This window comes from Cyanobium gracile UHCC 0281 (genome assembly GCF_034931305.1).
GTDB lineage: Bacteria > Cyanobacteriota > Cyanobacteriia > PCC-6307 > Cyanobiaceae > Cyanobium > Cyanobium gracile_A.
In genome coordinates this window covers 42,472-66,688 of sequence record NZ_JAYGHY010000001.1, presented here as the reverse complement: position 1 = coordinate 66,688, position 24,217 = coordinate 42,472, and the positions used below count along the sequence as shown (strand labels likewise).

At 70.1% G+C, this 24,217-nt stretch carries 24 protein-coding genes; 9 read left to right on the top strand and 15 right to left on the bottom strand.

The genetic code is table 11. From position 1 onward, the window contains the following. The first annotated feature begins 49 nt into the window (after window positions 1-49). Entirely contained in the window at window positions 50-451 is a 402-nt protein-coding gene (locus tag VB739_RS00355) for a hypothetical protein (protein ID WP_323355166.1), read from the top strand. Here the strand turns inward: VB739_RS00355 and VB739_RS00350 are convergent. The 11 genes from VB739_RS00350 to VB739_RS00300 form a co-directional block, all read right to left on the bottom strand. Further along, entirely contained in the window at window positions 424-1,131 is a 708-nt protein-coding gene (locus VB739_RS00350) for a M15 family metallopeptidase (RefSeq protein WP_323355165.1), read from the bottom strand. The genes VB739_RS00355 and VB739_RS00350 overlap by 28 nt on opposite strands. A 35-nt stretch (window positions 1,132-1,166) precedes the next feature. Continuing rightward, window positions 1,167-3,653 carry an ATP-dependent DNA helicase RecG gene (gene recG, locus VB739_RS00345; protein WP_323355164.1) on the bottom strand — a complete coding sequence of 829 codons (2,487 nt, stop codon included), beginning with the start codon at window positions 3,651-3,653 and terminating at the stop codon, window positions 1,167-1,169. A 23-nt stretch (window positions 3,654-3,676) separates the two neighbouring features. After that, window positions 3,677-4,765 carry a hypothetical protein gene (locus VB739_RS00340; protein WP_323355163.1) on the bottom strand — a complete coding sequence of 363 codons (1,089 nt, stop codon included), beginning with the start codon at window positions 4,763-4,765 and terminating at the stop codon, window positions 3,677-3,679. A gap of 10 nt (window positions 4,766-4,775) precedes the next feature. Beyond that, window positions 4,776-5,435, bottom strand: coding sequence for a translation elongation factor Ts (tsf, locus tag VB739_RS00335; RefSeq protein ID WP_216908546.1), 660 nt, complete (start codon window positions 5,433-5,435; stop codon window positions 4,776-4,778). Between the two features lie 39 nt (window positions 5,436-5,474). Further along, window positions 5,475-6,191, bottom strand: coding sequence for a 30S ribosomal protein S2 (gene rpsB, locus VB739_RS00330; RefSeq protein WP_216908544.1), 717 nt, complete (start codon window positions 6,189-6,191; stop codon window positions 5,475-5,477). Window positions 6,192-6,302: 111 nt separating this feature from the next. Then, window positions 6,303-7,241, bottom strand: coding sequence for a glycosyltransferase family 2 protein (locus VB739_RS00325; protein WP_323355162.1), 939 nt, complete (start codon window positions 7,239-7,241; stop codon window positions 6,303-6,305). Window positions 7,242-7,360: 119 nt separating this feature from the next. Then, a complete protein-coding gene (locus tag VB739_RS00320; RefSeq protein WP_011293689.1) occupies window positions 7,361-7,516 on the bottom strand; it encodes a hypothetical protein in 156 nt (51 codons plus the stop codon). Window positions 7,517-7,572: 56 nt separating this feature from the next. Then, window positions 7,573-8,316, bottom strand: a complete 744-nt coding sequence (locus tag VB739_RS00315) for a DevA family ABC transporter ATP-binding protein (protein ID WP_323355161.1) — start codon at window positions 8,314-8,316, stop codon at window positions 7,573-7,575. 18 nt (window positions 8,317-8,334) lie between these two features. Then, window positions 8,335-9,501 carry an ABC transporter permease DevC gene (gene devC, locus VB739_RS00310; RefSeq protein WP_323355160.1) on the bottom strand — a complete coding sequence of 389 codons (1,167 nt, stop codon included), beginning with the start codon at window positions 9,499-9,501 and terminating at the stop codon, window positions 8,335-8,337. Continuing rightward, complete coding sequence (locus tag VB739_RS00305) at window positions 9,498-10,364, bottom strand: efflux RND transporter periplasmic adaptor subunit (RefSeq protein WP_323355159.1); 867 nt, start codon at window positions 10,362-10,364, stop codon at window positions 9,498-9,500. The genes devC and VB739_RS00305 overlap by 4 nt, the downstream gene beginning before the upstream one ends. 11 nt (window positions 10,365-10,375) lie before the next feature. Beyond that, a complete protein-coding gene (locus tag VB739_RS00300; RefSeq protein ID WP_323355158.1) occupies window positions 10,376-11,128 on the bottom strand; it encodes a phycocyanobilin:ferredoxin oxidoreductase in 753 nt (250 codons plus the stop codon). 42 nt (window positions 11,129-11,170) lie between these two features. Between VB739_RS00300 and VB739_RS00295 the strand changes: the two genes are divergently transcribed. Both VB739_RS00295 and VB739_RS00290 read left to right on the top strand, forming a co-directional pair. Next, complete coding sequence (locus tag VB739_RS00295; RefSeq protein ID WP_323355157.1) at window positions 11,171-12,445, top strand: pitrilysin family protein; 1,275 nt, start codon at window positions 11,171-11,173, stop codon at window positions 12,443-12,445. Next, window positions 12,442-13,740: a pitrilysin family protein gene (locus VB739_RS00290; protein ID WP_323355156.1), complete on the top strand. Its 1,299-nt coding sequence runs from the start codon at window positions 12,442-12,444 to the stop codon at window positions 13,738-13,740. The genes VB739_RS00295 and VB739_RS00290 overlap by 4 nt, the downstream gene beginning before the upstream one ends. Here VB739_RS00290 and VB739_RS00285 read toward each other — a convergent pair. Then, complete coding sequence (locus tag VB739_RS00285) at window positions 13,727-14,008, bottom strand: NAD(P)H dehydrogenase assembly family protein (RefSeq protein WP_323355155.1); 282 nt, start codon at window positions 14,006-14,008, stop codon at window positions 13,727-13,729. The two genes, VB739_RS00290 and VB739_RS00285, sit on opposite strands and share 14 nt — an antisense overlap. Window positions 14,009-14,090: 82 nt before the next feature. Between VB739_RS00285 and VB739_RS00280 the strand changes: the two genes are divergently transcribed. Genes VB739_RS00280 through VB739_RS00265 form a run of 4 tightly spaced genes read left to right on the top strand, consistent with a single transcriptional unit; the run spans window position 14,091 to window position 18,883 of the window. Then, window positions 14,091-14,660: a biotin transporter BioY gene (locus VB739_RS00280; RefSeq protein WP_323355154.1), complete on the top strand. Its 570-nt coding sequence runs from the start codon at window positions 14,091-14,093 to the stop codon at window positions 14,658-14,660. Then, window positions 14,660-15,136 carry a signal peptidase II gene (gene lspA / locus VB739_RS00275; protein WP_323355153.1) on the top strand — a complete coding sequence of 159 codons (477 nt, stop codon included), beginning with the start codon at window positions 14,660-14,662 and terminating at the stop codon, window positions 15,134-15,136. The genes VB739_RS00280 and lspA overlap by 1 nt, the downstream gene beginning before the upstream one ends. Continuing rightward, window positions 15,117-17,291: a transglycosylase domain-containing protein gene (locus VB739_RS00270; protein WP_323355152.1), complete on the top strand. Its 2,175-nt coding sequence runs from the start codon at window positions 15,117-15,119 to the stop codon at window positions 17,289-17,291. Before lspA ends, VB739_RS00270 begins: the two co-directional genes overlap by 20 nt. Continuing rightward, window positions 17,288-18,883, top strand: coding sequence for a GTP-binding protein (locus VB739_RS00265; protein WP_323355151.1), 1,596 nt, complete (start codon window positions 17,288-17,290; stop codon window positions 18,881-18,883). The genes VB739_RS00270 and VB739_RS00265 overlap by 4 nt, the downstream gene beginning before the upstream one ends. A 128-nt stretch (window positions 18,884-19,011) precedes the next feature. Here VB739_RS00265 and VB739_RS00260 read toward each other — a convergent pair whose 3' ends face one another. After that, window positions 19,012-20,469: a pyridoxal phosphate-dependent decarboxylase family protein gene (locus tag VB739_RS00260; protein WP_416233278.1), complete on the bottom strand. Its 1,458-nt coding sequence runs from the start codon at window positions 20,467-20,469 to the stop codon at window positions 19,012-19,014. A 40-nt stretch (window positions 20,470-20,509) separates the two neighbouring features. Between VB739_RS00260 and VB739_RS00255 the strand changes: the two genes are divergently transcribed. Next, window positions 20,510-21,016 carry a nucleoside deaminase gene (locus VB739_RS00255; protein WP_323355149.1) on the top strand — a complete coding sequence of 169 codons (507 nt, stop codon included), beginning with the start codon at window positions 20,510-20,512 and terminating at the stop codon, window positions 21,014-21,016. Here the strand turns inward: VB739_RS00255 and VB739_RS00250 are convergent. After that, window positions 20,977-22,173, bottom strand: a complete 1,197-nt coding sequence (locus VB739_RS00250; protein ID WP_323355148.1) for an alanine--glyoxylate aminotransferase family protein — start codon at window positions 22,171-22,173, stop codon at window positions 20,977-20,979. The two genes, VB739_RS00255 and VB739_RS00250, sit on opposite strands and share 40 nt — an antisense overlap. A gap of 46 nt (window positions 22,174-22,219) precedes the next feature. Further along, entirely contained in the window at window positions 22,220-22,738 is a 519-nt protein-coding gene (locus tag VB739_RS00245) for an allophycocyanin subunit beta (RefSeq protein WP_323355147.1), read from the bottom strand. A 162-nt stretch (window positions 22,739-22,900) separates the two neighbouring features. On the opposite strand from VB739_RS00245, the gene VB739_RS00240 reads away from it, so the two are divergent. Beyond that, complete coding sequence (locus VB739_RS00240; RefSeq protein ID WP_323355146.1) at window positions 22,901-24,217, top strand: glutamine synthetase family protein; 1,317 nt, start codon at window positions 22,901-22,903, stop codon at window positions 24,215-24,217.

The window sequence follows — 24,217 nt, the reverse complement described above, 5'->3', positions numbered from 1 at the left end:
GGCCGTCCCTGGACGCCTTCTAACATTGGGTACTTGTCAGGTCCTGCGCATGCCGAGCCGTACGGACGTCGCCGTCAAGGCTCTGCTCTGTGGGGTGCTGCTGGGTTGCCTGCCCGGTGCCGGCCGCGCCAGCGAGGCGGCGGAGCGCCCTAGGCCCCCCGAGGCGCCTGTCCAGCACTTCCATTCAGACCCCCAGGCCTGCAAACCGGAGTCGATCAGCGCCTCCTACAAGAACCACCTGCGCCCCTACGCCGACCAGAGCCCCGAGGTGCTGGCCAAGTTGCGCCGCCTTCAGGACGACCTGACCCTGGCCAGCCTCAAGCGCTGTGTCCAGAAGGGGCTGCTGACCCGTCCCCAGGCCAGCGTGCTGTTCCGGGAACTGGGCCTGACCCTGCCGGGCACGGTGATCCCCGTGGCCGCGCCTCAACCCTCCCCGGCGACGGCGCCATAAAGAGCCTGTGGCTCCTGGCATCGCCAGGCCCAAAGCTGGTCACCGTGGCTGAAGTGCCACCACTCGTTCGGGTGCTGGGCAAACCCCGCCGCCGCCATCACGCCCACCAGCAGGAGCCGGCGGACGTGCCAGTCGGCGGCCTCGCTGCCAGGGGGGGCCTCGGCGTAGTGATCGGGATGGGAGATCGGCCCGATCGCGTCGATCTCCCCGCCCATCGCCAGAGGCCGGCCGTCGGCCTCGGCCAGGGTGAGATCCACCGCCGCCCCGGTGCTGTGGGGCGGCGGAGTGGCCGGATCAGGGCTCGGCGGGGCCCAGAAGCGATCCACCTCCGCCGCCACGGCCGCCTGGGCAGGCCCGGCGGCGTCGGGGTCGAGGCTCCGCTCCCGGCAGGCCTCGCGGAAGGCGTGCCGAACCATGAAGGCCTGCACGGCAAGGGGGCGCCAGGCATCGAAGATCGCCAGCCGCCAGTGGGGCTGCTGTTGCTGAAGCAGGCCCTGGGCCGTCTTCAGCCGGACGATCACCCCCCGCCTCAGCCGGAACGGACTGGCTCCGGCGCCGTAGGGCGCCCCCAGCCGCTGATACGGGTGGGGCTCCAGTCGCCACAGCGTCGCCGGCAGCTCATCCAGGGGCTCACCAGCGTCATCGATCGGGATCGGACTCCAGGGGCGCAGGGGGGGCATGGGGCAGGGGGTGCGGGGCGGCTCGCTGGGCTGGATCAATTCAACTGGGCCGCCTCCACTGAACGGCGGCGCTGGGCTTCCAGGGCCTGGCGCAGGTGGGGGTGGTGGTCCAGGCCAGGATCCGCCGCCAGGATCCGCCGTGCCGCCAGCCGGGCCTCCTCCAGCACAGCGCCGTCGTCGCTGAGGCTGGCCAGGGCCAGGTCCGGCAGCCCCGACTGGCGGGTGCCAAGCACCTGGCCGGGGCCCCGCAGCCTCAGGTCCATCTCGGCGATCTCGAAGCCGTCGCCGCTGCGGGCCAGCAGCTCCAGCCGCTGGCGGGCCATGGCGTTGTCGCCCTCGTGCAGCAGCAGGCAATGGGAGGCGGCAGCGCCCCGGCCGACCCGTCCGCGCAGCTGGTGCAGCTGGGCCAGGCCGAAGCGCTCGGCATGTTCGATCACCATCACACTCGCCTCCGGCACGTCCACCCCCACCTCCACCACCGTGGTGGACACCAGCACCTGGGAGCGTCCCTCCTGGAAGGCGCTGATGGCCCGCTGCTTTTCCTCCCCGGTCATCCGCCCGTGCAACAGGCCCACGGCAAGGGCGGGGAACACCTCCTCGTCGAGGTGGCGGTGCACCTCCACGGCGGAGCGCAGGTCGAGCTTCTCCGATTCCTCCACCAGGGGCAGCACCACGTAGGCCCGCTGCCCCTTGGCCACCTCCTGGCGCACGAGCTCCCAGGCACTGGGGCGCTCCGCTCCCCGCAGCAGGCGGGTGCGGATCGGGGTACGGCCCGGCGGCAGTTCGTCGATCTGGCTGATGTCCAGGTCACCGTGGATGGAGAGGGCCAGGGTGCGGGGGATCGGGGTGGCGGTCATGGTCAGCAGGTGGGGCTGGAGCCCCTTGGCCAGCAGCCGGTTGCGCTGGCGGACGCCGAAGCGGTGCTGCTCGTCGACCACCACCAGGCCGAGGCGGTCGAACTGGACCGGATCCTCGAGCAAAGCGTGGGTGCCCACCAGCAGGTTCACCTGACCGTTGGCCAGGTCCTGCAGCAGCTGGCGGCGACGGCGGGCGGGGGTGGAGCCGGTGAGCAACTCGATGCTGACGTTGAGCTGGGGCAACCAACCGGCCAGCTTGTGGAAATGCTGCGCCGCCAGCACTTCGGTGGGCGCCATCAGGGCCCCCTGATGGCCCGCCTGGATGGCGCCCAGCAGGGCCGCCAGGGCCACCACTGTCTTGCCACTGCCCACGTCCCCCTGGACCAGCCGGGCCATGGGCTGGGGCCGCTCCATGTCGGCGCGGATCTCCGCCAGCACCCGGTTCTGGGCACCGGTGAGCGGAAAGGGCAGCAGGGCCAGAAAGCGGCTCACCAGGTCTTCGCCACCCACGGGCAGCAGCAACGGCGGGGCGGGTGAGCGGCGCAGGCGCTCGCGCCGCTGGCCCAGGGCCAGCTGCAGCAGCAGGAACTCATCGAACACCAGGCGCCGGCGACAGCGCTGCAGTTCCTCCCTGTCGGCGGGGCGGTGCAGGCCCTGCAGGGCCTCACCACGGCCCACCAGCCCCAGCTCCAGGCGCAGGGGTTCCGGCAGCGGATCGGGCCAGCGAATCGCCGAGGGCAGCACCGCGGCGATGGCCCGGGCGAGGGCCTCGCCATTGAGGCCCTCGGTGAGGGCATAGACGGGCACGAAGCGGCCGATCTGCTCCGAGCGCACCGGCGCCCCGGGGGCCTCCAGCACCTCCAGCAGGGGATCGGCGAAGCCGGGGCCGTAGGGGCTCTCCTTGACCAGTCCGCTCACGGCCACCGTGGCCCCCACCGGGTAGAGCCGCTGCTGGGACTTCAACCAGCCGGGGCTGCTGAAGCGGCGGCCCGCGAAGAAGCGCGTCACCTTGAGGCGCCCCGTGACGTCCTGGAGATGCAGTTCCAGGATCGCCAGATTGGGGTTGCGGGGGCTGCCGAAGGCGTGGCAGCGGCGCACCGTCGCCACGATGGTGGCGGTCCGCCCCGGCTCCAGGGCGGCGATCCGCACCAGATGGGCGTAATCGAGGTAGTCGCGGGGGTAGTGGTGGACAAGATCACGCACCACCAGCAGCCCGAGGGCGGCCAGCCGGGTGGCGGTCTTCGGCCCGATGCCCGTCACCTCCGACAGGGGAGTCTGGGCCGTGAGGCGGGCCATGGTGGCGGTGCCCGCTCGCTCCGCCGCGGCGGGCGCCCCCAGCCGCAGCCGTGGAGGCGCCACCGGCAAGACCTCGCGGCGGCGACAACGCAGCTCATGCAGGGCCTGGCGCAGCTTGCGCACCAGGCCCTGGCGGCTCCCCAGGGCCAGCTCGCCATAGCCACCGAAGTCGCGGGCCAGGGCGGCCAGCTGCTGGCGTTCGGCGGCCTCGAGCCCCGCCACCGGAGCGGCGAGACTGGTGCTGACGAAGCGGCTGAAGCGGTCGCGCCGTCCCTGGAGATCGCCGAAGCCGGCTTCGGCCTCCAGACGGCAGGCCAGCTGCAGGGGCGTGCACCAGGCATCGACAGCCGCAAGGGCGGACCCGCCCACCCCTTGGCCGGCGGAGGACCCGGTCAGTCGCTCGGAATCGATGGGGGGCGGATGTCCTGCAGCCAAAGCTGTTCGGCCTGGTGGATCCGTGACCGCCGTTGCAGGCGACGGAACTGCTGGGCCATTCTGCGAACCTCCTGGCGATGCTGCTGCAGCCGCCGCCGGCAAGTGCGCAGCCGGGGTTCCTCCAGTTCCAGTTCCACGGGCCGCAGCAGCACCGCCATCGCGTGGGCCTGGGGGGAACGGCTGGCGCCGAAGGGAAGGGGCAATCGCATCAGGTTGGCCGGGGCGGCCATGGTCTCCAGCTGACCATCGAGAACCGCATCCAGCAGGCTCACCGGCAGCAGGCTGCGGCTGACACCGCCTCGCAGGAGCTCCACGTTGATGGCATGGGACAGGTTGCGGAGACGCCGGCCCAGGGCCAGCTCCATGCCGTCCATCCAGCGCAGCACCTGCTCAGGATCCTCCGGTAGCCGGCCGGCCTGCCACAGGGACCGATCCCCTGGCGACGCAGGCTCTTCCTCGTCGTCCAGTTCCTCGTCCTCGCTCTGGTCCTGGGCGTCGCCATCGTTGTCCTCGTCGGCCACCTCGTCATCGGCAGACGCGTCATCGGGGCCAGCTTCAGCGCCACCGGCCAGCGCTGCCATCAGGAACGAGCCCCCGGTCAGGGGTGGAGCCATGGCGATCTGAACAGACCCGGGCGGGAGGGGCTCCGGCTCGGGAGAATGATTGGGGGATTCGCCATCCCAGGAGAGTTCCTCCAGGAGCTGCTGGCGCTCGTGGCGCTCCCGCCGCAGATGTTCCCGGGAGATCTGGGAGGCGAGGATCACCAGCTGCTCCACCGTCAGCAGGCTGGAGCAACGGCTCACCAGCTCGTTGATCTGGCCGAGGAGCTGGCGACGGCGCTCCTCGGGGAGTTCGGCGTAACGCTGGGGATGAACCTGGGTGGCCAGATGGAAGCAGGCCTGTTGCACCCGCTGGGGCAGCACCTGGCGCAGCACCTGCAGGTACAGGGCCACATGGCGATAAAGCTCCTGGTTCGACGCGGTCAGCTGCCGGGTCAGGGTTTGCAACTGACCCGGCAGATCGATCGCGTCGGAGGGTTCGCTCAACGGCTCCGGCTCAGGCCGCCTTGGCCATCGCCGCCACTTCCGCTGCGAAGTCGGACTGCTCCACCTCGATCCCCTCGCCGAGGGTGTAGCGGGTGAAGCGGCGCACCCGGATGTTCTCGCCGGTCTTGCCGGCGGCCGACTTGACCATCTCACCCACCGTCTGGGTGTTGTCGCGGATGAAGGGCTGGTCCATCAGGGCCAGTTCCTTGAGGCGTTTGCCGATGCGCCCGGCCACGATCTTGACCTTCATCTCCTCCTTCTTGCCGGCGAGATCGTCGCGACCCATCTCGATGGACTTCTCGCGCTCCGCCACTTCAGGGGGAATGTCGTCGGTGGTGACGTATTCCACGTTGGGGCAGGCGGCAATCTGCATCGCCACGTTGCGCACGAGCTCCTGGAAGAGCTCACCGCGGGCCACGAAATCGGTTTCGCAGTTGACCTCCACCAGCACACCAACGCGGGCGCCGGTGTGGATGTAGCTGCCGACGGCCCCTTCAGCCGCTGTGCGGCCGGCCTTCTTCTCGGCGGTGGCGATGCCCTTCTGGCGCAGCCATTCGGCCGCTTTGGTGGCATCCCCACCGGATTCGGTGAGGGCCTTCTTGCAGTCCATCATGCCCGCGCCGGTCTTGTCGCGCAGTTCCTTGACGAGCTTCGCTGTGATCTCAGCCATTGGGTGGGGTTGGAGGGAGGTCGGGAGGGAGAGAGGGGCTCAGGCGTCGTCGTCGCCGCTGCGCTGATCCTGGGCTCCATGGCGGCCTTCATTGATGGCATCCGCGAGGCGGCCCAGCACCAGCTGCACGGAGCGCACGGCGTCGTCATTGCAGGGAATGGGGACGTCGCAGAGATCCGGATCGCAGTTGGTGTCGAGCATCGACACGAGCGGGATGTCGAGCTTGCGGCACTCGAGCACGGCGTTGGTTTCACGGCGCTGATCCACCAGCACCACCACATCGGGCAGGCGGCGCATGTTCTTCAGGCCACCGAGATATTTCTGCAGGCGGTCCAGTTCACGGCGCAGGACGGCGGCTTCCTTCTTGGGCCGCATGGCGATGGCCCCGGACGACTCCATGCGCTCCAGATCCTTGAGCCGGTCGATGCGGGCGCGCATCGTGCTCCAGTTGGTGAGCATGCCGCCCAGCCAGCGTTGGTTGACATAGGAGGCGCCGCAGCGGGCGGCTTCCTGGGCGATCACCTCGGAGGCCTGTTTCTTGGTGCCGACGAACAGGAAGCGCTTGCCGCTGCGGGCGGCGCTGCGGGTCCATTTGTAGGCGTTGTTCATGCAGACGGCGGTCTGCACGAGATCAATGATGTGGACTCCGTTGCGCGCGCAATAGATGTAGCGCGACATCTTGGGATTCCAGCGACGGGTCTGGTGTCCGAAGTGGGCACCAGCCTCCATCATCTCGGAGAGAGTGACGACAGCCATGTTGGGTGTGGGGGGGTTTCGGGTTGGCCTCCACCTGCCAGGGATGCCGCGCCATAGGAAAGGCAGCGGATCACCCGAAACATGCAGGTGTGCGGTGTTGGGATAACCCGTTCAACCTACCAAATGGCCCTGCTGGCGGGCTTCGGCATGGAGGGCCCGCACGCCGAAACGGTTGAGGGGAAGCCGCAGCAACTCCATCGCCAGACCCGCCTTGCCATGGCGGATCAGCCAGCGCAGCAGGGGCCGCAGGCTGCGTTCATTGATCAGGCCGCCCAGGGTGAGCAGCTCCCACAACGCCAGGTGCAGCCAGGTGTACTGGATGATGAATCGCACGCGCCAGGTGGGGTGCTTGCGGTAGAACACCAGCCCCATGCGGGCCCGTTCCCGCTCCACCCGCACCAGGTCCGGGATCTGCTCCAGGCTCAGGGGCGGATGCCAGTGGTAGCCCACGGCTTCGGGGCAGCGCACCAGCCGCACACCCATGCGGCGCAGCCGTTCCCCCAGCTCGAGGTCCTCCCAGCCGTAAAGGCGGAAGCCGGTGTCGAACAGTCCCGACTGCTCCAGCACCCGACGATCGATCGCCACGTTGCCGGTGGCGAAATAGGCCCAGGAAAGATCGCTGAGCTTGTGGGGCTCCGCCGTGGGCGCCTCGAAATTGTGGGTGTTGATCACCGCGCCGTAGGTGAAGCAGAGCCGGTCGCCGCTCTCGCTCCAGGCGCGCTGCAGGGCCGTGGCGTGGTGCAGCAGAAAGCGCTCCGTCACCACCAGATCACTGTCGATGAAGACGATCACGTCGCCCCGGGCCTCGTCCACCCCCCGGTTGCGGCCTTCGGCGGGGCCGCCGTGGTCCTGGCGGATCAGGCGCAGGTGGGGGAAGGCGGTGGCATGGGCATCCAGCCAGCGCACCGTGTCATCGGTGGAGCCGTCATCCACCAGCACCACCTCATAGGCCTGCAGGGCACCGCCGGTCTCCTGCCGCTCCAGGGCCTGCAGGCACTGGCGCAGGATCGGCAGCCGGTTGTAGGTGGGGATGACGACGCTGATGAACATCGGGGTCCGGGGCGTGGCAGGGCCGCAAGCAGTGGGGGGTGAGATCGGAGAGGCTGGCCATGAAAAAGGGGGGATCCCGATCGAATCCCCCCGGTGCCGCCATGACCGGTCAGGCGCGATCAGTCCGCGGCGCCACCGTTGTTGGCCGTGCCGGTCACGCCGTTGCCGGCCCCTTCACCGCGACCGTCGTTACGCAGCTTGCGCTTCTTGAACTTGCGGGCGTAGGCCCGATTGCGTTCCTGCTTTTCCTTCTTCAGGTTCCTGCGTTTCGACATAGGGCTTCGGCGCTTCGAAAAGACTGTGAGGTTCCACCCTACTCAACGGACCTGGATCAACCGACGGTCACCTCACTGGCCCAGAGCCGGCCATCCTCCATCCGCACCAGGCGATCGGCCACATCCAGGATGCGCGGGTCGTGGGTCACCATCAGCACCCCGCAGCCCTCATCCCGCGCCAGCCGCTTGAGCAGATCCACCACCTCGCGGCCGGTGCGGCTGTCGAGGGCGGCGGTGGGTTCGTCGGCCAGCAGCAGGCGGGGATGGGCGGCCAGGGCCCGGGCGATCGCCACCCGCTGCTTCTGGCCGCCGGAGAGGTCGTGGGGGAGCTTGCCGAGGTGGTCGGACAGCCCTACGGCCCGCAGCCATTCGCGGGAGAGGTCGCGGCGGGCGCGGTAGCCCAGATCCGGCAACAGGTCGGCCCCCATCTGCACGTTCTGCTCCGCGGTGAGGCAGCGCAGCAGGTTGTGGCCCTGAAATATCATGCCAACGCTGCGGCGCAACAGCTGGCGCTCGTGGCGGCTGGAGCCCTTCAGCTCGCAGCCCAGCACCCGCACCGATCCCTCCATCACCTGGCGCAGGGCCCCCACCAGCGTCAGCAGGGTGGTCTTGCCGCAGCCGGAGGGCCCGGTCAGCAGCACCACCTCCCCGGGGTGGATCTCCAGGTCGATGCCCTGCAGCACCTGGCGCTCCATGGAGCCGGTGCCATACCAATGGCTGAGTCCCCGCACTGACACCGTGGCGGGTCCTTCGCCCGTGCTGGCGGTGGGGGGGGCGGAACCGGGGAGGAGGGTGGTCATCGGCTCAGAATCATCGGCTCAGAAGATGTCCGCCGGATCGGCGTCGCCCAGCTTGCGCATCGCCATCGCCGCCGAGCCCATGCACATCACCAGGATCATCAGGAACACGGTGATGGCCCGATCGGCGGCCATGGCCACCGGCAGCTTGGTGGCGGCATGGATGACGGCGTACAGCACCTGGCCGGCGGCGTAGGCGGGCAGGTAGCCAAAGATCGCCAGCAGCAGCCCCTCCCGCGCCACCACGCCAAGGAGGGTGAGCAGGCTGTAGCCCATGGCCATGAGGGTGGCGTACTCCGGCAGGTGGTCGCTGACATCGGAATAGAGGATCTGATAGACGATCACGCACCCCACAACGAAGCCCATGGCGGCCCCCAGGGTGAAGATGAACCCGATGGCGGTGCTGCTGCGCCAGTAGTCCATCTCCAGATCAAGGAAGCCCTGCTTGGTGAGGACGCTGACGTCCTCCGGCAGCAGGGCCCGCAGGCGTTCCACCACCCGGGCGGGATCGGCCCCGGGACGCAGACGGATCAGCCCCAGTTCGATGCTGCCGGGGGGGGTGTTGGGCAACAGGCTGAGGAAGGTTTCCCGGCTGGTGAGGATGTTGCCGTCGGCACCGAAGGAGGCGCCGGCGCTGAACAGGCCGGCCACCCGCAACCGTTTGCCGGCCACTTCGCTCTCCACGGTGCGCCCCTGGCGGAACCAGGTCGCCACCGGTCCGAACTCATCGCGGGACTGGTCGTCGAAGAGCACCCGGCCCTTCTGGGTGAGGCGAGGCGCCAGGGCGGTGACGGCCGGATCGATGAACAGGGGGTCGCGGGGCTCGAAGCCCAGGGCCAGGATCGAGCGGGTGCCTTTGGTCTTGGGGTTGCGCCACAGCAGCAGGTTCCAGTGCACCGGCGTGGTGCCGGTCACGTCCGGATCGGCCATGGCCTGCACCAGCCGTCGCTGGGGAAAGCCGGTCATGCTGATCGAACTCTTGGTGCGCGGGCTGAGCAGCACCAGATCGGTGTCGAACAGCTTGTGCACCGTGATGCTGGAGTCGAACAGGGCATCCCGGAAGCCCAGCTGCATGAACATCAGGATCCCGGCGAAGGTGATCCCCGCCAGGGCCACGGCCAGCCGCATCGGCTGGCGGGTGAGCAGCAGCCAGGCCAGGGGAATCCGGCGTCCCTGCCAGAGCGTCATGGCTGCAGGCGGGCGATCACCTTCAGGCCGGTGAGGGAGGTGACCCGGGCCCCATCGCTCGGATCCAGACGCACACGCACCTCCACGACGCGGGCATCAGCATCTCCGGTGGGGTCTGTGGAGAGCACCTCCCGCTGGCGCACCTGGGGGCTGATGCGGCGCACGGTGCCCTTGAGGGTGCCGTCGAAACCACCGTTCTCACTGGTGAGCGTCACGGCCTGGCCAAGGCGTACTCGGTCGATATCGCTCTCATAGACCTCGACGGAGGCTTCCATGCGGTCACTGGCCCCCAGTTCGAGGATGCCCTTGTCACCGGGCCGTTCGCCGACACGGGACTGGATGCGCAGCACCGTGCCATCGATCGGTGCCCTCAGTTCGGTGTTGACCAGATCCGTGCTGGCTTTGACCAGCGAGGCCCTGGCCTCCTGCAACGCGCCCTGGAGCTCCAGGGTGCGTTGCTCGAGCTCGTCCAGATCGGCGGCCGAATAGGCCCCGTCGCTGGCCAGCTTGCGGTAACGCGCCAGGTCGCGGGTCTGGATCGTGAGCCGGCGGCTGAGGTTGGCGATCCGGGTGCGGATGAGCTCGAGTTCCGCCCGCTGCAGCGGCTGATTGTCGAAGCGGGCGAGAAGCTGGCCGGCCCGCACCCGGTCGCCCTCGGCCACCAGCAGTTCGGTGATGCGGGGGCTGCCGCCGATGCCGGTGATCGGCGCCGCCAGGACGCGGACATCGCCGTCAGGTTCCAGCTGGCCCAGGGCCGCCACGGCCTCCACCGGGGCGGGCGGCCGGGCCACGGCGGCAACCGGGGCCTTGGCGGGCTGAAGGCGCTGATGCAGAACGACACCGCCCACCAGCAGGCCTGCCACACCGGCGACGATCAGGCCGTTGCGCCAGGGGCCGGTGGGTCGTCGAAGAGGAGGTCTTCGATGTAGCGATCCGCCCACTGGGGGTTGAACGCCTTCTCCAGAACCCTCCGGGTCTTGTCGTTTTGTTTCTGTTGCTTGCAATACCTCAACTGCCCTTGCCATCGAGCAACCGTAGCCGGGTGGTCATGGGCTTGGGAAGGGCTCACGCTGGCGGCTTCGGCGAGCACCCCGAGGAAGCTGGCGACCTCCTCGACGAACCCCTGCTCCTCCGCCTCCGACACCGGCCGCACGAACAGCACGTGGGGCGAGAAGATCGAGCCCCAGGGCGGCAACTCCCGCACCTGTTCGAAGGCCGGACGGGGGCGGGCGGCCAGGGCCGCGGCGATCGTCTCCGGCAGCGCCTCCCCGACCGGCGAGAGGTCAACGATGGCGGCGCTCACTCCGGCCTTGCCGGCCACGATGTCGGCGCCGAACACCGGCAGATCGTGACGGGGATCAGGGAAGAAAACACAGTGGAGGATCTGCAGTCCGGCGCCCAGCCGGGCTGTCTCCAGGTGCAGTTTGCGCAGGCCCCGGCAGCGGTGCACCTCGTTGCGGATGTAGAGGGCATCGCCGTCCAGGCTGCCGCTGATGGCCTCGAGGTCGGGATCGATCGCCAGCGGCGCCAGATCCGGCAGCGTGTGGCGACAGAGCCGGATCCGCTCGGCCAGGCCATCCACCAGCGGGTGAATCCCACCGTCTCCGGCCGCAGCGACCTCACCCATGGACACGTCGTGACAGCAGAATGCGGATCCTGCCATGCGTCCGTGAGTGTGTCCCTGGGTTGTTGCGGGTCCTTGCTGCCCGGGCTGGCCGACCCCGTCGGCCACACCCTCGCCAATGGCGTCGAACTGGTGCAGCTCGAACTGAAGGACGCCCCCCTGGTCTGCATCGACTTCTGGTGCCGGGCCGGCAGCGCCTTCGAAGACCCGGCGGAGAGCGGCATGGCCCATTTCCTCGAGCACATGGTGTTCAAGGGCAGTGACGGGCTGGCGGCCGGGGAGTTTGATCGCCGCATCGAGGCGCTGGGCGGAAGCAGCAATGCCGCCACCGGCTTCGACGATGTCCATTTCCACGCCCTGATGCCGCCGGAGGGGGCCGCCGAAGCCCTGGACCTGCTCATGGATCTGGTGCTGCTGCCCCGCCTCGATCCCGACAGCTTCGCCATGGAACGGCAGGTGGTGCTGGAGGAACTGGCCCAGAGCGAGGATCAGCCCGAAGAGGTGGCCCTGCAGCGCCTGCTCTGCCTGGCCTGCCCCGATCACCCTTACGGCCTGCCGATCCTCGGGCGGCGCGAGGCCCTGGTGGTCCACGACACGGCCGCCATGGCCGCCTTCCATCAACGCCAGTACGCCGCCGGCCGTTGCGTTCTGGCCCTCAGCGGCGCCGTGGCTGATGGGGATCTGCTGGCGCGGGCCGCTGCGGGCCCCCTCGCGGGCCTGGCGACCACCAGCGCGGCCATGACCCCGGCAACGCTGCACGTCAGCCCCGGGGTGCACCGTCTGGCCGTGCCGCGGCTGGAGGCCGCCCGGCTGCTGATGCTCTGGTGGCTGCCGGCCGCCAGCGATGTCGAGGGGCTGGCGGGGGCGGATCTGGCCACCACCGTGCTGGCGGAGGGACGCCGCAGCCGTCTGGTTGACCGTCTGCGGGAGCAACTGCAGATCGTCGAGAGCATCGACCTGGACCTGCACGCGATGGAGGGCGGCAGCTTCGCCCTGCTGGAGGCGGTCTGCGACGAGGAGGATTTAGCGGCCGTGCGAGGGGCCATCACCCAGGTGTGGCAGGAGCTGCGCCAGGAGAGCCTCGGCGAGCAGGAATGGTGGCGGGCCCGACGCCTGGTCGCCAATGGCTATCGCTTTTCACTGGAATCCCCCGGCGGCGTGGCGTCCCTGATCGGCAGCAGCCGCCTCTGGGGACGGAGTCAGCCCCTCGACCAGCCCCTGGCGCTGCTGGACCGCTGGTCGCCAGACCGGCTCCAGGAGCAGACGCTGGACCTGCTGGATCCAGCCCGGGCCTGCCTGCTCGAGGCGGTGCCGGCATGAGCCTCGCGACTCCTGCCACCTCCGAGGACAACCGCACCCTGGACGGGGGTCTGCCCCTGCGGATCCTGCACCGGCCCGGGCCGGCGATCCTGGCGGCCCGCCTGGCCATTCCAGGTGGCAGCGGCCGGGACCCGGCCGGAGGCCGGGGCGCCCACCAGCTGCTGGCCGGCAGCATGACCCGGGGCTGCGGCGAGCTGGATGCCGAGGCCCTGGCCGATTGCGTCGAGGGGGCCGGTGCCGCCCTGCGGGTGGAGGCCCATGAGGACGGTCTGGTGCTGGCGCTCAAATGTGCCGCCGACGACGCCCCCACCCTGGTGCCCCTGCTGCTGGCGATGGCGCGGCGTCCGCGGCTGGAGCCCGAGCAGGTGGCGATCGAACGGCAGCTCAACCTGCAGATGCTGCAGCGCCAGAAGGAGGACCCCTTCCAACTGGCCCACGACCAGTTGCGCCGCCTGCTCTACGGCAACGGCCCCTACGGCCATGACCCCCTCGGGATCGAGGCTGAGCTGGCCGGTCTCGGACCGAAGGACCTGCGCCCTCTGGTGGAGGGCCTCGGGGCTGACGGGGCCGTGCTCGTGCTCTGTGGCGACGCCCCTTCTGCCCTGGAGGCGGCCCTGGAGCAGGAACTGGCGGCGTCCCCCTGGAGCACCCACACCCCCAGGCCGCAGGCGTTCGCCGGTCCACCACGGGCCACGGGCCACTTTGGCCAGCAGATCCAGGACACCGAGCAGGTGGTGCTGATGCTGGGGGCTGCGACCGTTCCCCTGGCCCATCCCGACGCCCTGGCCCTGCGGCTGCTGCAGGCGCACCTGGGCCTCGGCATGTCCAGCCGACTCTTCATCACGATGCGGGAGGAGCGCGGTCTGGCCTATGACGTCGGTGTGCATCTTCCGGCCTATTCCGGCGGTCCGCCCTTTGTCATGCACCTGTCCACCTCGGCGGAGCGGGTGGCGGAAGCCACCACCTGCCTGCTGGACGAGTGGCAGCGGCTGCTGGAGGAACGGCTGGACCAAGGCTCACGGCTGCTGGCCCTGGCCAAATTCCAGGGGCAGGACGCCATGGGGCGCCAGACCTGCTCCCAGATCGCTGAACGCCAGGCCCTGGTGCTCAGCCATGGCCTGCCCTCCGACCATGTGCGCCAGGTGATGGAGCGGGCTCCCGGGATCGGCGCCGAGGATCTGCGGGCGGCGGCCCGCCGCTGGCTGACCGCCCCCAGCCTGAGCCTGGTGGGGCCAGCCCCGGCCCTGGAGCAGGCGCACCAGGCCTGGCTGAACCATGGACTCAGCCGTCCGTAGAGGCCGGCTCCAGATCGGAGAGGTTGATCAGAAAGGTGCCGCGGCGGAAACGGATGGCCCTCAACTGCAGCGCCCGGATTTCCACCACCCGGCCCACTTCCCCTGGATCCACCAGATCAGGGGGACGCAGCATCGGCATCGGGTCGGCGGTCTTGAGGTAGCGCAGGGGCTGGCGCAGCCGCACGGCATCGCCCAGATGGATCGCCACCGCTGCCTCCAACGGCAGATCCTCCCCTGGCGCGGGATCGGTGGGGGTGAGATCCGGCATCGGTACGGCGCTCCAGCGGGCTGGGGGCCCTTCTCAGCCGAACCTAGCTGGAGCAGGATGGGCGCCAGCCACGGACGGTTCATTGCGAGCCCTTGCCACCTGGAGCGGAGCGATCGCCGGCCTCCTGCTCATCCTTGTCGGCGGTCTGGTGCCGGCGGCTTTTCCCGTCCACGAGGCCGGTGGCTGGGGCGTCAGGCCCCTGGGCATCACCCTGCAGGTGCCGGCCCTGCTGCTGAGCGCCCTGGTCTGCGGTCCCCGCAGTGCGACCCTGGCGGCCGTGGCCTATCTCAGTGTCGGGCTGTTCCAACTGCCGGTGTTCCACGAGGGTGGAGGGGTCGGCTACCTGCTCGATCCGGGCTTCGGCTACCTGGCAGGGTTCCTACCGGCCGCCTGGATCACCGGCAAGCTGGCGCGCCAGCCCGGCATGGACGATCCGCTCACCCTCGCCGGGGCCGCCGCCATTGGGTTGGTGGTGCTGCATCTCTGCGGTCTCACCAACCTGCTGCTGGGCAGCCTGGCCGGCCGCTGGGGGGGTGACACCCTGACCCTGGTGGTGGGCTACAGCCTGGCCCTGCTGCCCCAGTTGCTGCTCTGCTGCGCCGCCGGCGTGCTGGGCTGGTTCCTGCGCCGGTTGCTGCTGGTGCCCTCGTGATGGCACGTCCGCTGCGCCGGCGGCTGGGAATCGTGCTGCTGGCGGCCCTGGCCCTGCTGCTGGATCAGGTGAGCAAGGTTTGGGCCCTCGACCACCTCGCCAGCGGCAGCATCCGGCCGCTGCTGCCCGGCCTGCTCCGGCTGCAGCTGGTCAGCAACACCGGAGCCGCCTTCAGCCTGTTCACCGGCGCGACGATCCAGCTGGGCCTGGTGAGCGCCCTGGTGAGCCTTGGTCTGCTGGTCTGGATCGTCTGGCGCCCTCCCGCCGGCCTCTGGAGCGGCCTAGCCCTGGGACTGCTGCTCGGAGGGGCCCTGGGCAACGGCATCGACCGCTGGCGCTACGGCGCGGTGGTGGATTTCCTGGAGTTCGTCCCGATCCATTTCCCGATCTTCAACCTCGCCGACGTGGCCATCAACCTGGCCGTGGCGTGCTTCCTCATCGATCTGCTGCGACCCCATGCCGACCGCCATCCTTGAGGGGCTGGAGCGGCGGCTCCGGCCCCGCTCAGCCGCCGCCGGTCCCCAGCTTCGGGTGCTGCGACCCGGCCTGCCGGAGCAGAGCCATCCGCTGCACGGCAGCCTCTACCGGATCGGCCGCGCCACCGACAACAGCATCGTCATCGACCACACGGCTGTGAGCCGCCACCATGCCCTGCTGGAAAACCACGGCGGCCACTGGTTGCTGAGCGATGCCGGCTCCACCAACGGGCTCTGGTGGCAGGGCCGCCGGGTGCGGGAGCTGGTGCTGCGCCAGGGGGATCAGGTGCGATTCGGGCCCGCCGATCAGGAGGACCTGCCCACGCTGCTGTTCGCACCTGAGGGAGGCCTGCGCCGGTCCAGGAAGGGGCGCTGGGGGGCGCGGGCCGCGGTGGCCGTGGCCGGCGCCGGAAGCCTGCTGCTGGCCCTGTCCCTGCTGCAGGTGCCCACCAGCGGCAGCCTGGCGACGGTGCGGGGACCGCTGCTCCTGTACGACCGCAGCAACCGGCCGGTGGCGTCCGTGGCCGATCGCAAGCGCCGCGAACTCCCCGACCTGGGCGCCTATCCCGCCGTGCTCATCGATGCGCTGCTGGCCAGTGAGGACAACCGCTTCTGGTGGCACCCCGGCGTGGACCCGATCGGCACCGCCCGCGCCCTGCTCACCAACCTGCTCGGCGGCCGGGTCCTGGAGGGCGGCAGCACCCTGACCCAGCAGATGGCCCGCAGCCTCTACCCGGAGCAGGTGGGACAGGGCGAAACCCTGGGGCGCAAGTGGCGCGAGCTGCTGGTGGCCCTGCAGCTGGAGGCGCGCTTCAGCAAGCAGGAGTTGCTGCTGAGCTACCTCAACCGGGTCTATCTCGGCGCCGTCTGGGGCTTCGAGGATGCCTCCAGGCGCTTCTTCGGCCGGCCGGCAGCGGCCCTGAAGCTCGAGGAGGCCGCCCTGCTGGTGGGCCTGCTGCCCTCCCCGAACGGCTACGACCCCTGCATCGATCCCACGGCCGCCCTGGCCTCCCGCAACCAGGTGCTCGACAAGATGGCCGCCTCCAACCGGATCAGCGCCGATCAGGCCCGGCGTGCCCGGCGCCAACCGATCCGGCTGGCCCCGGAGGCCTGCCGCTCCGCCCAGCAGCGCGGGGCCCCCTTCTACACCGACCAGGTGCGCCGCGACCTGGAGAATCTGGTGGGCAAGGAGGTGGCCGCCGAAGGCAACTTCCTGATCGACACCCACCTGGATCCGCTGTTGCAGGAGCGGGTGGAACTGGTGCTGCGGCAGCGCATCGATGCCAGCCGATCCCTGGGGGTGAGCCAGGGGGCGGTGGTGGTGATCGACAGCCGCACGGGGGGAATCCGCGCCATCGCCGGCGGCCGGGACTACCTGCAGAGCCAGTTCAACCGCGCCTCGATGGCCCTGCGCCAGCCCGGCAGCACATTCAAGCTCGTCCCTTATGTGGTGGCCTTGGAGCGGGGCGCCCGGCCCGGCGACCGGATCGGCTGCGGACCGCTGGACTGGGGCGGCCAGCACTTCAGCAGCGGTTGTGGCGGCAGCCTCAGCCTGCGCCAGGCCCTGGCGATCAGCAGCAACACCGCCGCCCTGCGCCTAGCCCGTCAAGATGGCCTCGACGCCGTGGTCAGCAAGGGCCGGGATCTGGGCTTCACCAGTCCCCTGGCCCCGGTGCCGGGCCTGGCCCTGGGCCAGAGCGAGGTGACCCTGCTGGAGCTCACGGCCGCCTATGCCACCGTCGCCGCCGATGGGCTGTGGCGGACACCCACCACGATCCGACGGCTCACCGATGCCGAAGCCTGCCCCGCCTCGGGCGGAGCCGATTGCCGAGCCTCCGCCGGCAGCTCCCGGACGGTGAGCAGTCCCGGCCGCCGGGTCATGAGCCCCGCCACCGCAAAGGCGATGCGCACGCTGCTCGAAGCGGTGGTCAGCGGCGGCACCGGCAGCGCCGCCTACGTGGGCGCTGGCAGCTGGGGCAAGACCGGCACCACCAACGAGGGCCGGGACCTGCTGTTCGTGGGCTACGCGCCCAGGCGCCAATGGGTGATCGGCATCTGGCTGGGCAACGATGACAACAGCCCCACCGCCGCCAGCAGCGCCCTGGCGGCCTCCCTGTTCGGCGACATCGTGCGTTCCGCCCCACCGGGGTCATGAAGCTGCCCCAACGCCTCTGGATCTGGATCCTGCTGGGTCTGCTGGCGCTGGTGGTGCTGGGCATGGTGCTGCAGGCGGTCCAGCAACTGCAGTGGACCCTGAGCACCTGGCTGCCCTACTGGATGGTGGGGCCGCTGATGTTGGTCGTGCTGGTGGCGTTGCTGCTGGCCCTGGCGCAGGTCGGCTGGCCCTGGCTGCAGAGGCTGCGCCGCCCTGGCCCTTCGGCGGCAGCCAAGCGCGTCACCGCGGCGGTGCCCTCCAGCCGCCGAGAGGCGGCCCAGCAAAACCTGGGCGCGATCGACCGCACCCTGGAGAAGGTGCGTCATGCGGTGGAGCGCGAAGCCCTGCGCCAGGAACGGCAGCGCATGGAGGCGGAACTGGAACGGGGCGACCTGGTGATCGTCGTGTTCGGCACCGGCTCGGCCGGCAAGACCTCACTCATCCGTGCTCTGCTGCAGGAGCTGGTGGGGGAGGTGGGTGCCCCGATGGGTTCAACCACCGCCGCCAGCCGCTACCGACTGCGGCTGCGGGATCTGCCTCGGGCCGTGATCCTGGAGGACACCCCAGGCATCCTCGAAGCGGGCCGGGCGGGCCGGGAGCGGGAACGGCTGGCCCGGGGACTGGCCGCCCGGGCCGACCTGTTGCTGCTGGTGCTGGATGGCGACCTGCGCGCCAGTGAGCTGGAGGTGTTCGAGGCCCTGGCCGGGTTGGGCAAGCGGCTGCTGCTGGTGCTCAACAAGTGCGACCTGCGCGGCGAGGAGGAGGAGCGACGCCTGCTGGCGCTGCTGCGCCAACGCTGCGCCGGCCGGCTCGCCCCCGAAGATGTGATCCCCGCCAGCGCCGCACCCCAGAGTGTGCCGATGCCCGGTGGCCGACCGCTGCAGCCGGCTCCGGAGGTGGAGGCCCTGCTGCGCCGTGTCGCCAGCGTTCTGCATGCCGATGGGGAGGAGCTGATCGCCGACAATCTGCTGCTGCAATGTCGCCGTCTCAACCAGGCCAGCCAGGACCTGCTGGACCGGCAACGAAACAGCGACGCCAGCAGCATCGTCGATCGCTACATGTGGATCGGCGCGGGGGTGGTGATGGTGACCCCGCTGCCGGGCGTCGACCTGCTCGCCACCGCCGCGGTGAACGCCCAGATGGTGGTGGAGATCGGCCGTGTCTACGGCGTCAGCCTCAGCCGCGACACCGCCCAGGATCTGGCTCTCTCGGTGGGCCGGACCCTGGCGGGGCTGGGGCTGATCAAGGGGGGCGTGGGTCTGATCACCTCGGCCCTCAGTCTCAATCTCCCTGCCCTGGTGGTCAGCCGGGCGATTCAGGCGGTCAGCGCGGCCTGGCTGACCCGGGTGGCGGGGCGCAGCTTCATCACCTACTTCCGCCAGAACCAGGACTGGGGCGATGGGGGGCTGCAGGAGGTGCTGCAGCGCGAATATGACCTCAACAAACGGGAGGGGATGCTGCGCAGCTTCCTGGAAACAGCCCTCAACAGGGTGGTGGAGCCTCTGCAGCAGCGCCAGAGACGGCGGCTGCCGCCCCGCCCAGGGCCTCGGGGGGGGGCGGCTGAAGGGGACCGCGGGAATCCAGCACCGTGATCAGCACCAGGTAGGCCACCCCGATCAGGATCGAGAGAGCACCGGTGACGATCGCCACCCACTTGCCGCGGGGAGTCTTCAGCGGGAGCTTCGGTGGGATCGGATCCGGCATCGCTTCAGCCACTGGTTCAGCCATGGGGGGGCTCCGCCAGGCTTTGCTGCACCACCAGGCTGAGCCGCTCGAGATGGTACGGGAGCGTGTGCGGGTTGCCCAGCACCGCCTTGAGATGGTGATGGCCCCGGTAGACGGGCCGCGAGAGCATCAGCTGCTCGGCCAGCAGGGCCGCCCGGGTGGCGGCACTCCAGCGTTCCGCCGCGGTTCCTTCGCAGCCATCGGGCCGGAAAGCGAGCAGATGCAGGGGGCCGCTGCAGAGGCTGAGGCCCCCCATGGCCCGCAACCGTTGCTCCAGGTCCGTACGGCGCTGGACGGCCGCGTCGATGAGGGCGGCCACGCCGTCAAGTCCGAGCTGGCGCAGACCCAGCCAGAGCTTGAGGATCTCCCCGGGCCTGGTGCCCTGCAGCCCCGCCTCCCCCTGGTGGCCGCCGCCCCAGCTGGGTTCCATGTAGGGCAGTCCGGTGGCAAAGGCCCGCTGCAGGTGGCGCGGATCCGCCAGCAGCAGCAGGGAGGAGGTCTTGGTGATGCCGAGCAGCTTCTGGGGGTTGACCGTGATCGAATCGGCCAGCCCCAGGCCTGTGAGCCGGGTACGGAATCGTTCGCTGAAGGCGAAGATCGCGCCGATCGCCCCGTCGACGTGCAGCCAGTGGCCGTAGCGCCGGCACAGGGCCGCGATCGGCTCCAGAGGATCCAAGGCGCCGCGCACGGTCGTGCCGGCGGTGGCCACCACGGCGATCACCGGCGTACCAGCCCGATCGAGCTGCGCCAGCCGCTCCTCAAGGGCCTGGGGTTCAAGCGTGCCGGCAGCGGTCACGGGGAGCTGCACCAGGGCTTCGGGCGGCAGACCCATCACGGCGGTGGCCTTGACCAGCGAGACATGGGCCTCCTCGCTGCACAGGACCACCGCCTCGCCCCGGCAGGCCAGGCCACGCTGATGGCGCGCGGTGACCAGGGCCATCAGGTTGCTGAGGCTGCCGCCGCTGGCGGCCACGCCCCCGGCACCGTCAGGGAGCCCAAGCCGCCCGGCCATCCAGGCGCACAGGGCCCGCTCCAGACGGCTGAGGCTGGGGGAGAGCTCCTCGGCCAGCAGGTTGTTGTTCAGGCCGGCGCAGATCAGATCGGCCACGATCGAGGCCGACAGGGGCGGCGGATCGAGGTGGGCCAGGGCGCCGGGATGGTTGGGGTTGTAGGCCCCTTCCATCACCAGTTGCAGATCGGCCAGCAGCCTCTCGCTTCCCAGTCCCGCCAGCTCCGGTTCCACCACCGGCAGCACACTCAGCCCGGGAAGGGGGGTGCCGTGGCCGGCCTGGCCAAGCCAGCGGCAGAGCAGTCCGGACGCCTGCTGCAGGACCTCTTCCAGGACCGGGTCCGGCTGAAAGGGATCGGCAAAGGCGCCGAAGTCCTGAGGGGACGACGATGGCCGGTGGGCGGGGGGGACGCTGGCCAACGGCGACTGTGGGGGCCTCGGCATTCTGCCGCCTGCCCTGGCGAAGGATGGCTAGAAACAAAGGATGGTCAGTGACGCCGTCAGCCTGCTGTGGATGGACCGGCTCCTGCGCCTTTCCGAGGCGGCCGGGGCCCGGGGGGAGATCCCCGTCGCAGCCGTCTTACTGGATGAGGCCGGCCGCTGCGTCGGCTGGGGCAGCAATCGTCGCCACCGACGGGCGGATCCCCTGGGGCATGCCGAACTGCTGGCCCTGCGTCAGGCCGCGGCGGCAAGGGGCGACTGGCGCTTCAACAGCTGCACCCTGCTGGTGACCCTTGAGCCCTGTCCGATGTGCGCCGGTGCCCTGATCCAGGCGCGGGTGGGCCGTGTGATCTACGCCGCCGGCGACCCCAAGCGCGGTGCCCTCGGCGGCAGCCTCGACCTCTCCAGCCACCCCAGCGCCCATCACACCATGGCGGTCAGCGGTGGAGTGAGGGGCGCGCGGGCCGCTCAGCAGCTGGAGCAGTGGTTCCGGCAGCGGCGCCAGGCCCGTCAGGCGATGGCGGCGGGAACAGCGGCAGGGGACGACTGAAAAGCGGGCAGTTCGCTCGCGAACAGATCGAGCAGGCGATCGACGTTTTCCGGGGTGCTGTTGTAGCCCATCAGGCCGATGCGCCACACCTTGCCGGCCAGATCCCCGAGCCCGCCGCCCACCTCGATGCCGAAGCGATCGAGCAGATGGCGGCTGAAGGCCTTGCCGTCGACCCCCTCGGGGATGCGGACGGTGGTGAGGGTGGGCAGGCGCAGGGGTTCGCTGACATGCAGTTCAAGGCCCAGCCGCTCCAGCCCGGCCCAGAGGCGCTCGGCATTGCTGCGGTGGCGTGCCCAGGCGGCCTCCAGCCCTTCTTCGGCCAGAAGCCGCAGGGCTTCGCGCATGCCGAAGTTCATGTTCACCGGTGCGGTGTGGTGGTACACCCGGTCACTGCCCCAGTACTTGTTGAGCAGAGAGACATCGAGATACCAGTTGGGCACCTTGCCGGAGCGGGCGGCCAGCTTGGCCTCAGCCCTCGGACCCATCGTGAAGGGACCCAGGCCGGGAGGGCAGCTGAGCCCCTTCTGGCTGCAGCTGTAGGCCAGGTCCACCTTCCAGGCGTCGATGTATAGCGGCACCGCCCCAAGCGAGGTGACCGTGTCGAGGAGCAGCAGGCAGTCGTGCCGGCGGCAGAGGTCGCCGATGCCGTCCATCGGCTGACACACGCCGGTGGAGGTTTCGGCATGCACCATCGCCAGGATGGCGGGCTTGTGCGTGATCAGGGCCGCTTCGAGTTCGGCCAGATCAAAGGCCTCTCCCCAGGGCCGCTCGATCGTGACAACGTCGGCCCGGTAGCGGCCGGCCATGTCAACCAGGCGCTGGCCGAAGTAGCCCATCACGGCCACCAGCACCTTGTCGCCGGGCTCGATGGTGTTGGCCAGGGTGGCTTCCATGGCGGCGCTGCCGGTGCCGCTCATCGGAATGGTGAGCCGGTTGTCGGTCTGCCAGGCGTAGCGGAGCAGTTCCTGCACCTCTCCCATCAGCTCGATGTAGAGGGGATCGAGGTGCCCGATCGGCATCCGGGCCAGGGCCTGCAGCACCGTGGGGTGGGCGTTGGAAGGGCCAGGGCCCAGCAGCAGCCGCTCCGGGGTGGCGATGGGATCCAGAGCGAGCCTGTGGGTGCTGCTGACGGTGGGAGGCACTGGGAGAAGAGGCAAGACCTGGCGGAGCGGCAGTGGTGATCCGAGACTAGGGAACGGCCTCTCAGCGGGCGCGGACGTTGCTGGAGGAGAGGCCGCGGCAGAGGTGCTCGAAGGGGGCCCGAACCAGGCCGGTGTCCACCAGGCCGGCATCGGCCAGCATCTCGGTGATCACCTCGCCGAGCAGGGCGATGCTGCGGACGGTCGGTCCGGTGGGAACACCCAGACTCTTGTAGGTGTCATCGAGGCCGTTGAGAACGCGCTCGTCGAGGATGGTGAAATCGTCTGCCACCAGGGCATAGCTGGCGTAGCGCAGGAAGTAGTCGATGTCGCGCAGGCAGGCCGACAGGCGCCTGGTGGTGTAGGCGTTACCACCAGGCAGGAGCAGTTCGGGATCCTCGAGCCAGAGGCGCTGGGCCGCCTCGCGCACGATGACGGCCGCTTCCCGGTTGATCAGTTCAACCGCGGCGAGTCGCAACGCCGCCTGGCCGTAGTAGGCATCGATCCGATCGATCGCGGAACGATCGAAATAGCGGCCCAGCTGGTCGTAACGACCAATCAGACCGGTGATGGCATCTCGCATGGACGAAACGGATCGACGCACCTGCAGCGGAAGGTAGCACTCGCAATCCGCCAGATTCCTGTCCTGCGGCTGGTTCTGGGGAATCTGACAGAAACGGTTACGCGGCCACCGGCCCGACGAGGGGGCACCATCGTGGCGGCAGCCTTCCCATCCACCCCCGCCATGGCCACCTCCGCCCAGGACGTCCTGCGCCGCCTCGGGGAGGACGGCATCGAGCGCATCGACCTCAAGGTGAGTGACCTGCAGGGGCGCTGGCATTCGTTCGGCCTGGAGGCCCACCAGTTCGGCGAAGGGGCCTTTCAGCGGGGCCTATGCCTCGACAGCCCTTCCCTCGACAGCCTTGCCAGCGGTCTGGTCCTGCATCCGGACCCCGCCACCGCCTGGATCGACCCCTTTCTCTCCCCCCGAAGCCTCAGCCTGATCGCCACCTTTAAGGCGCCGGCGGGGTCCGGGGCGAACCTCCGCCACTGCCCCCGCTCCCTGGCCGGACGCGCCCTGGCCCTGCTGGCCGGCAGCGGCCTGGCCGATGCGGCCCGTTTCGGAGTGACACAGGACTTTTTTCTGTTCAGCGAGCTGACCTGGCACTGCAATGCCCAGGGTTGTGGCTACCAGGTCGCCACCGGCACCGAGCCACCGGAGGCGCTGGGCAACGAGCTGCTGCTCACCCTGGCGGCCCTGGGCCTGCCGGCCCGCCTGCGTCAGCCGGCGCCTGCGGCCCCCCTCCATGGGCTGAGCCTGAGGAGCGACGATCTGCTGCGGGCCGCCGATGCCCTGATGGTCAGCCGCTACGTGCTGCATCACGTCGCCCGGCGCCATGGCTGGAGCGCGACCGTGCTGCCGAGACCAACGCAGGAGCCCATCAGCGCCGGCCTGGCGGTGCACCAGAGCCTCTGGAGGGCCGGCCAGCCCCTGTTCTGCGGCGAAGGCACCTACGGCGACCTGTCCCAGACCGCCCGTTGGTACCTGGGGGGGCTGCTGCACCATGGCCCCTCCCTGGCCGCCTTCGCCAACCCAGGCGCCAACAGCTACCGGCGGCTGCGGAGCGGCCCCGCGGCCCCGACCCGCCTGACCTACGCCAGGAACGACCCCTCCACGGTGGTCGCCGTTCCCGACAGCGGCAGCGACCCCGACAAGCGGCGGCTGGTGCTGCGCCAGGCAGACGGGCTGGCCAATCCCTATCTGGCTTTGGCGGCCATGCTGATGGCCGGGCTCGATGGCGTGCGCCGCCAGAGCGATCCGGGATCCCCCAGCGATCTGGAGCCCGCCGCCGCCGGTTCTGTCCCGTCAGGGAGCGCCAGCCTGCCCACCGACCTGGGCGGATCCCTGGTGGCCCTGGGCGGCGACCATGACTACCTCCTGGCCGGTGGTGTCTTCAGCCAGGAGCTGATCGAGGACTGGATCACCCTCAAACGCCTGGAGTTGGAGGAGCTGGAGCACCGGCCCCATCCCCTCGAGTTCGCCAGTGACCCCATCGCCTGA

What these genes read in the sequence shown, in the direction of transcription:
- VB739_RS00240 (WP_323355146.1), top strand. Translation starts at nt 22,901, where the DNA reads ATGGCCACCTCCGCCCAGGACGTCCTGCGCCGCCTCGGGGAGGACGGC.
- VB739_RS00245 (WP_323355147.1), bottom strand. Translation starts at nt 22,738, where the DNA reads ATGCGAGATGCCATCACCGGTCTGATTGGTCGTTACGACCAGCTGGGC.
- VB739_RS00355 (WP_323355166.1), top strand. Translation starts at nt 50, where the DNA reads ATGCCGAGCCGTACGGACGTCGCCGTCAAGGCTCTGCTCTGTGGGGTG.
- VB739_RS00290 (WP_323355156.1), top strand. Translation starts at nt 12,442, where the DNA reads ATGAGCCTCGCGACTCCTGCCACCTCCGAGGACAACCGCACCCTGGAC.
- VB739_RS00270 (WP_323355152.1), top strand. Translation starts at nt 15,117, where the DNA reads ATGCCGACCGCCATCCTTGAGGGGCTGGAGCGGCGGCTCCGGCCCCGC.
- VB739_RS00350 (WP_323355165.1), bottom strand. Translation starts at nt 1,131, where the DNA reads ATGCCCCCCCTGCGCCCCTGGAGTCCGATCCCGATCGATGACGCTGGT.
- VB739_RS00300 (WP_323355158.1), bottom strand. Translation starts at nt 11,128, where the DNA reads ATGGGTGAGGTCGCTGCGGCCGGAGACGGTGGGATTCACCCGCTGGTG.
- tsf (WP_216908546.1), bottom strand. Translation starts at nt 5,435, where the DNA reads ATGGCTGAGATCACAGCGAAGCTCGTCAAGGAACTGCGCGACAAGACC.
- devC (WP_323355160.1), bottom strand. Translation starts at nt 9,501, where the DNA reads ATGACGCTCTGGCAGGGACGCCGGATTCCCCTGGCCTGGCTGCTGCTC.
- rpsB (WP_216908544.1), bottom strand. Translation starts at nt 6,191, where the DNA reads ATGGCTGTCGTCACTCTCTCCGAGATGATGGAGGCTGGTGCCCACTTC.
- VB739_RS00255 (WP_323355149.1), top strand. Translation starts at nt 20,510, where the DNA reads ATGGTCAGTGACGCCGTCAGCCTGCTGTGGATGGACCGGCTCCTGCGC.
- VB739_RS00315 (WP_323355161.1), bottom strand. Translation starts at nt 8,316, where the DNA reads ATGACCACCCTCCTCCCCGGTTCCGCCCCCCCCACCGCCAGCACGGGC.
- VB739_RS00260 (WP_416233278.1), bottom strand. Translation starts at nt 20,469, where the DNA reads ATGCCGAGGCCCCCACAGTCGCCGTTGGCCAGCGTCCCCCCCGCCCAC.
- VB739_RS00265 (WP_323355151.1), top strand. Translation starts at nt 17,288, where the DNA reads ATGAAGCTGCCCCAACGCCTCTGGATCTGGATCCTGCTGGGTCTGCTG.
- lspA (WP_323355153.1), top strand. Translation starts at nt 14,660, where the DNA reads ATGGCACGTCCGCTGCGCCGGCGGCTGGGAATCGTGCTGCTGGCGGCC.
- VB739_RS00285 (WP_323355155.1), bottom strand. Translation starts at nt 14,008, where the DNA reads ATGCCGGATCTCACCCCCACCGATCCCGCGCCAGGGGAGGATCTGCCG.
- VB739_RS00320 (WP_011293689.1), bottom strand. Translation starts at nt 7,516, where the DNA reads ATGTCGAAACGCAGGAACCTGAAGAAGGAAAAGCAGGAACGCAATCGG.
- VB739_RS00325 (WP_323355162.1), bottom strand. Translation starts at nt 7,241, where the DNA reads ATGTTCATCAGCGTCGTCATCCCCACCTACAACCGGCTGCCGATCCTG.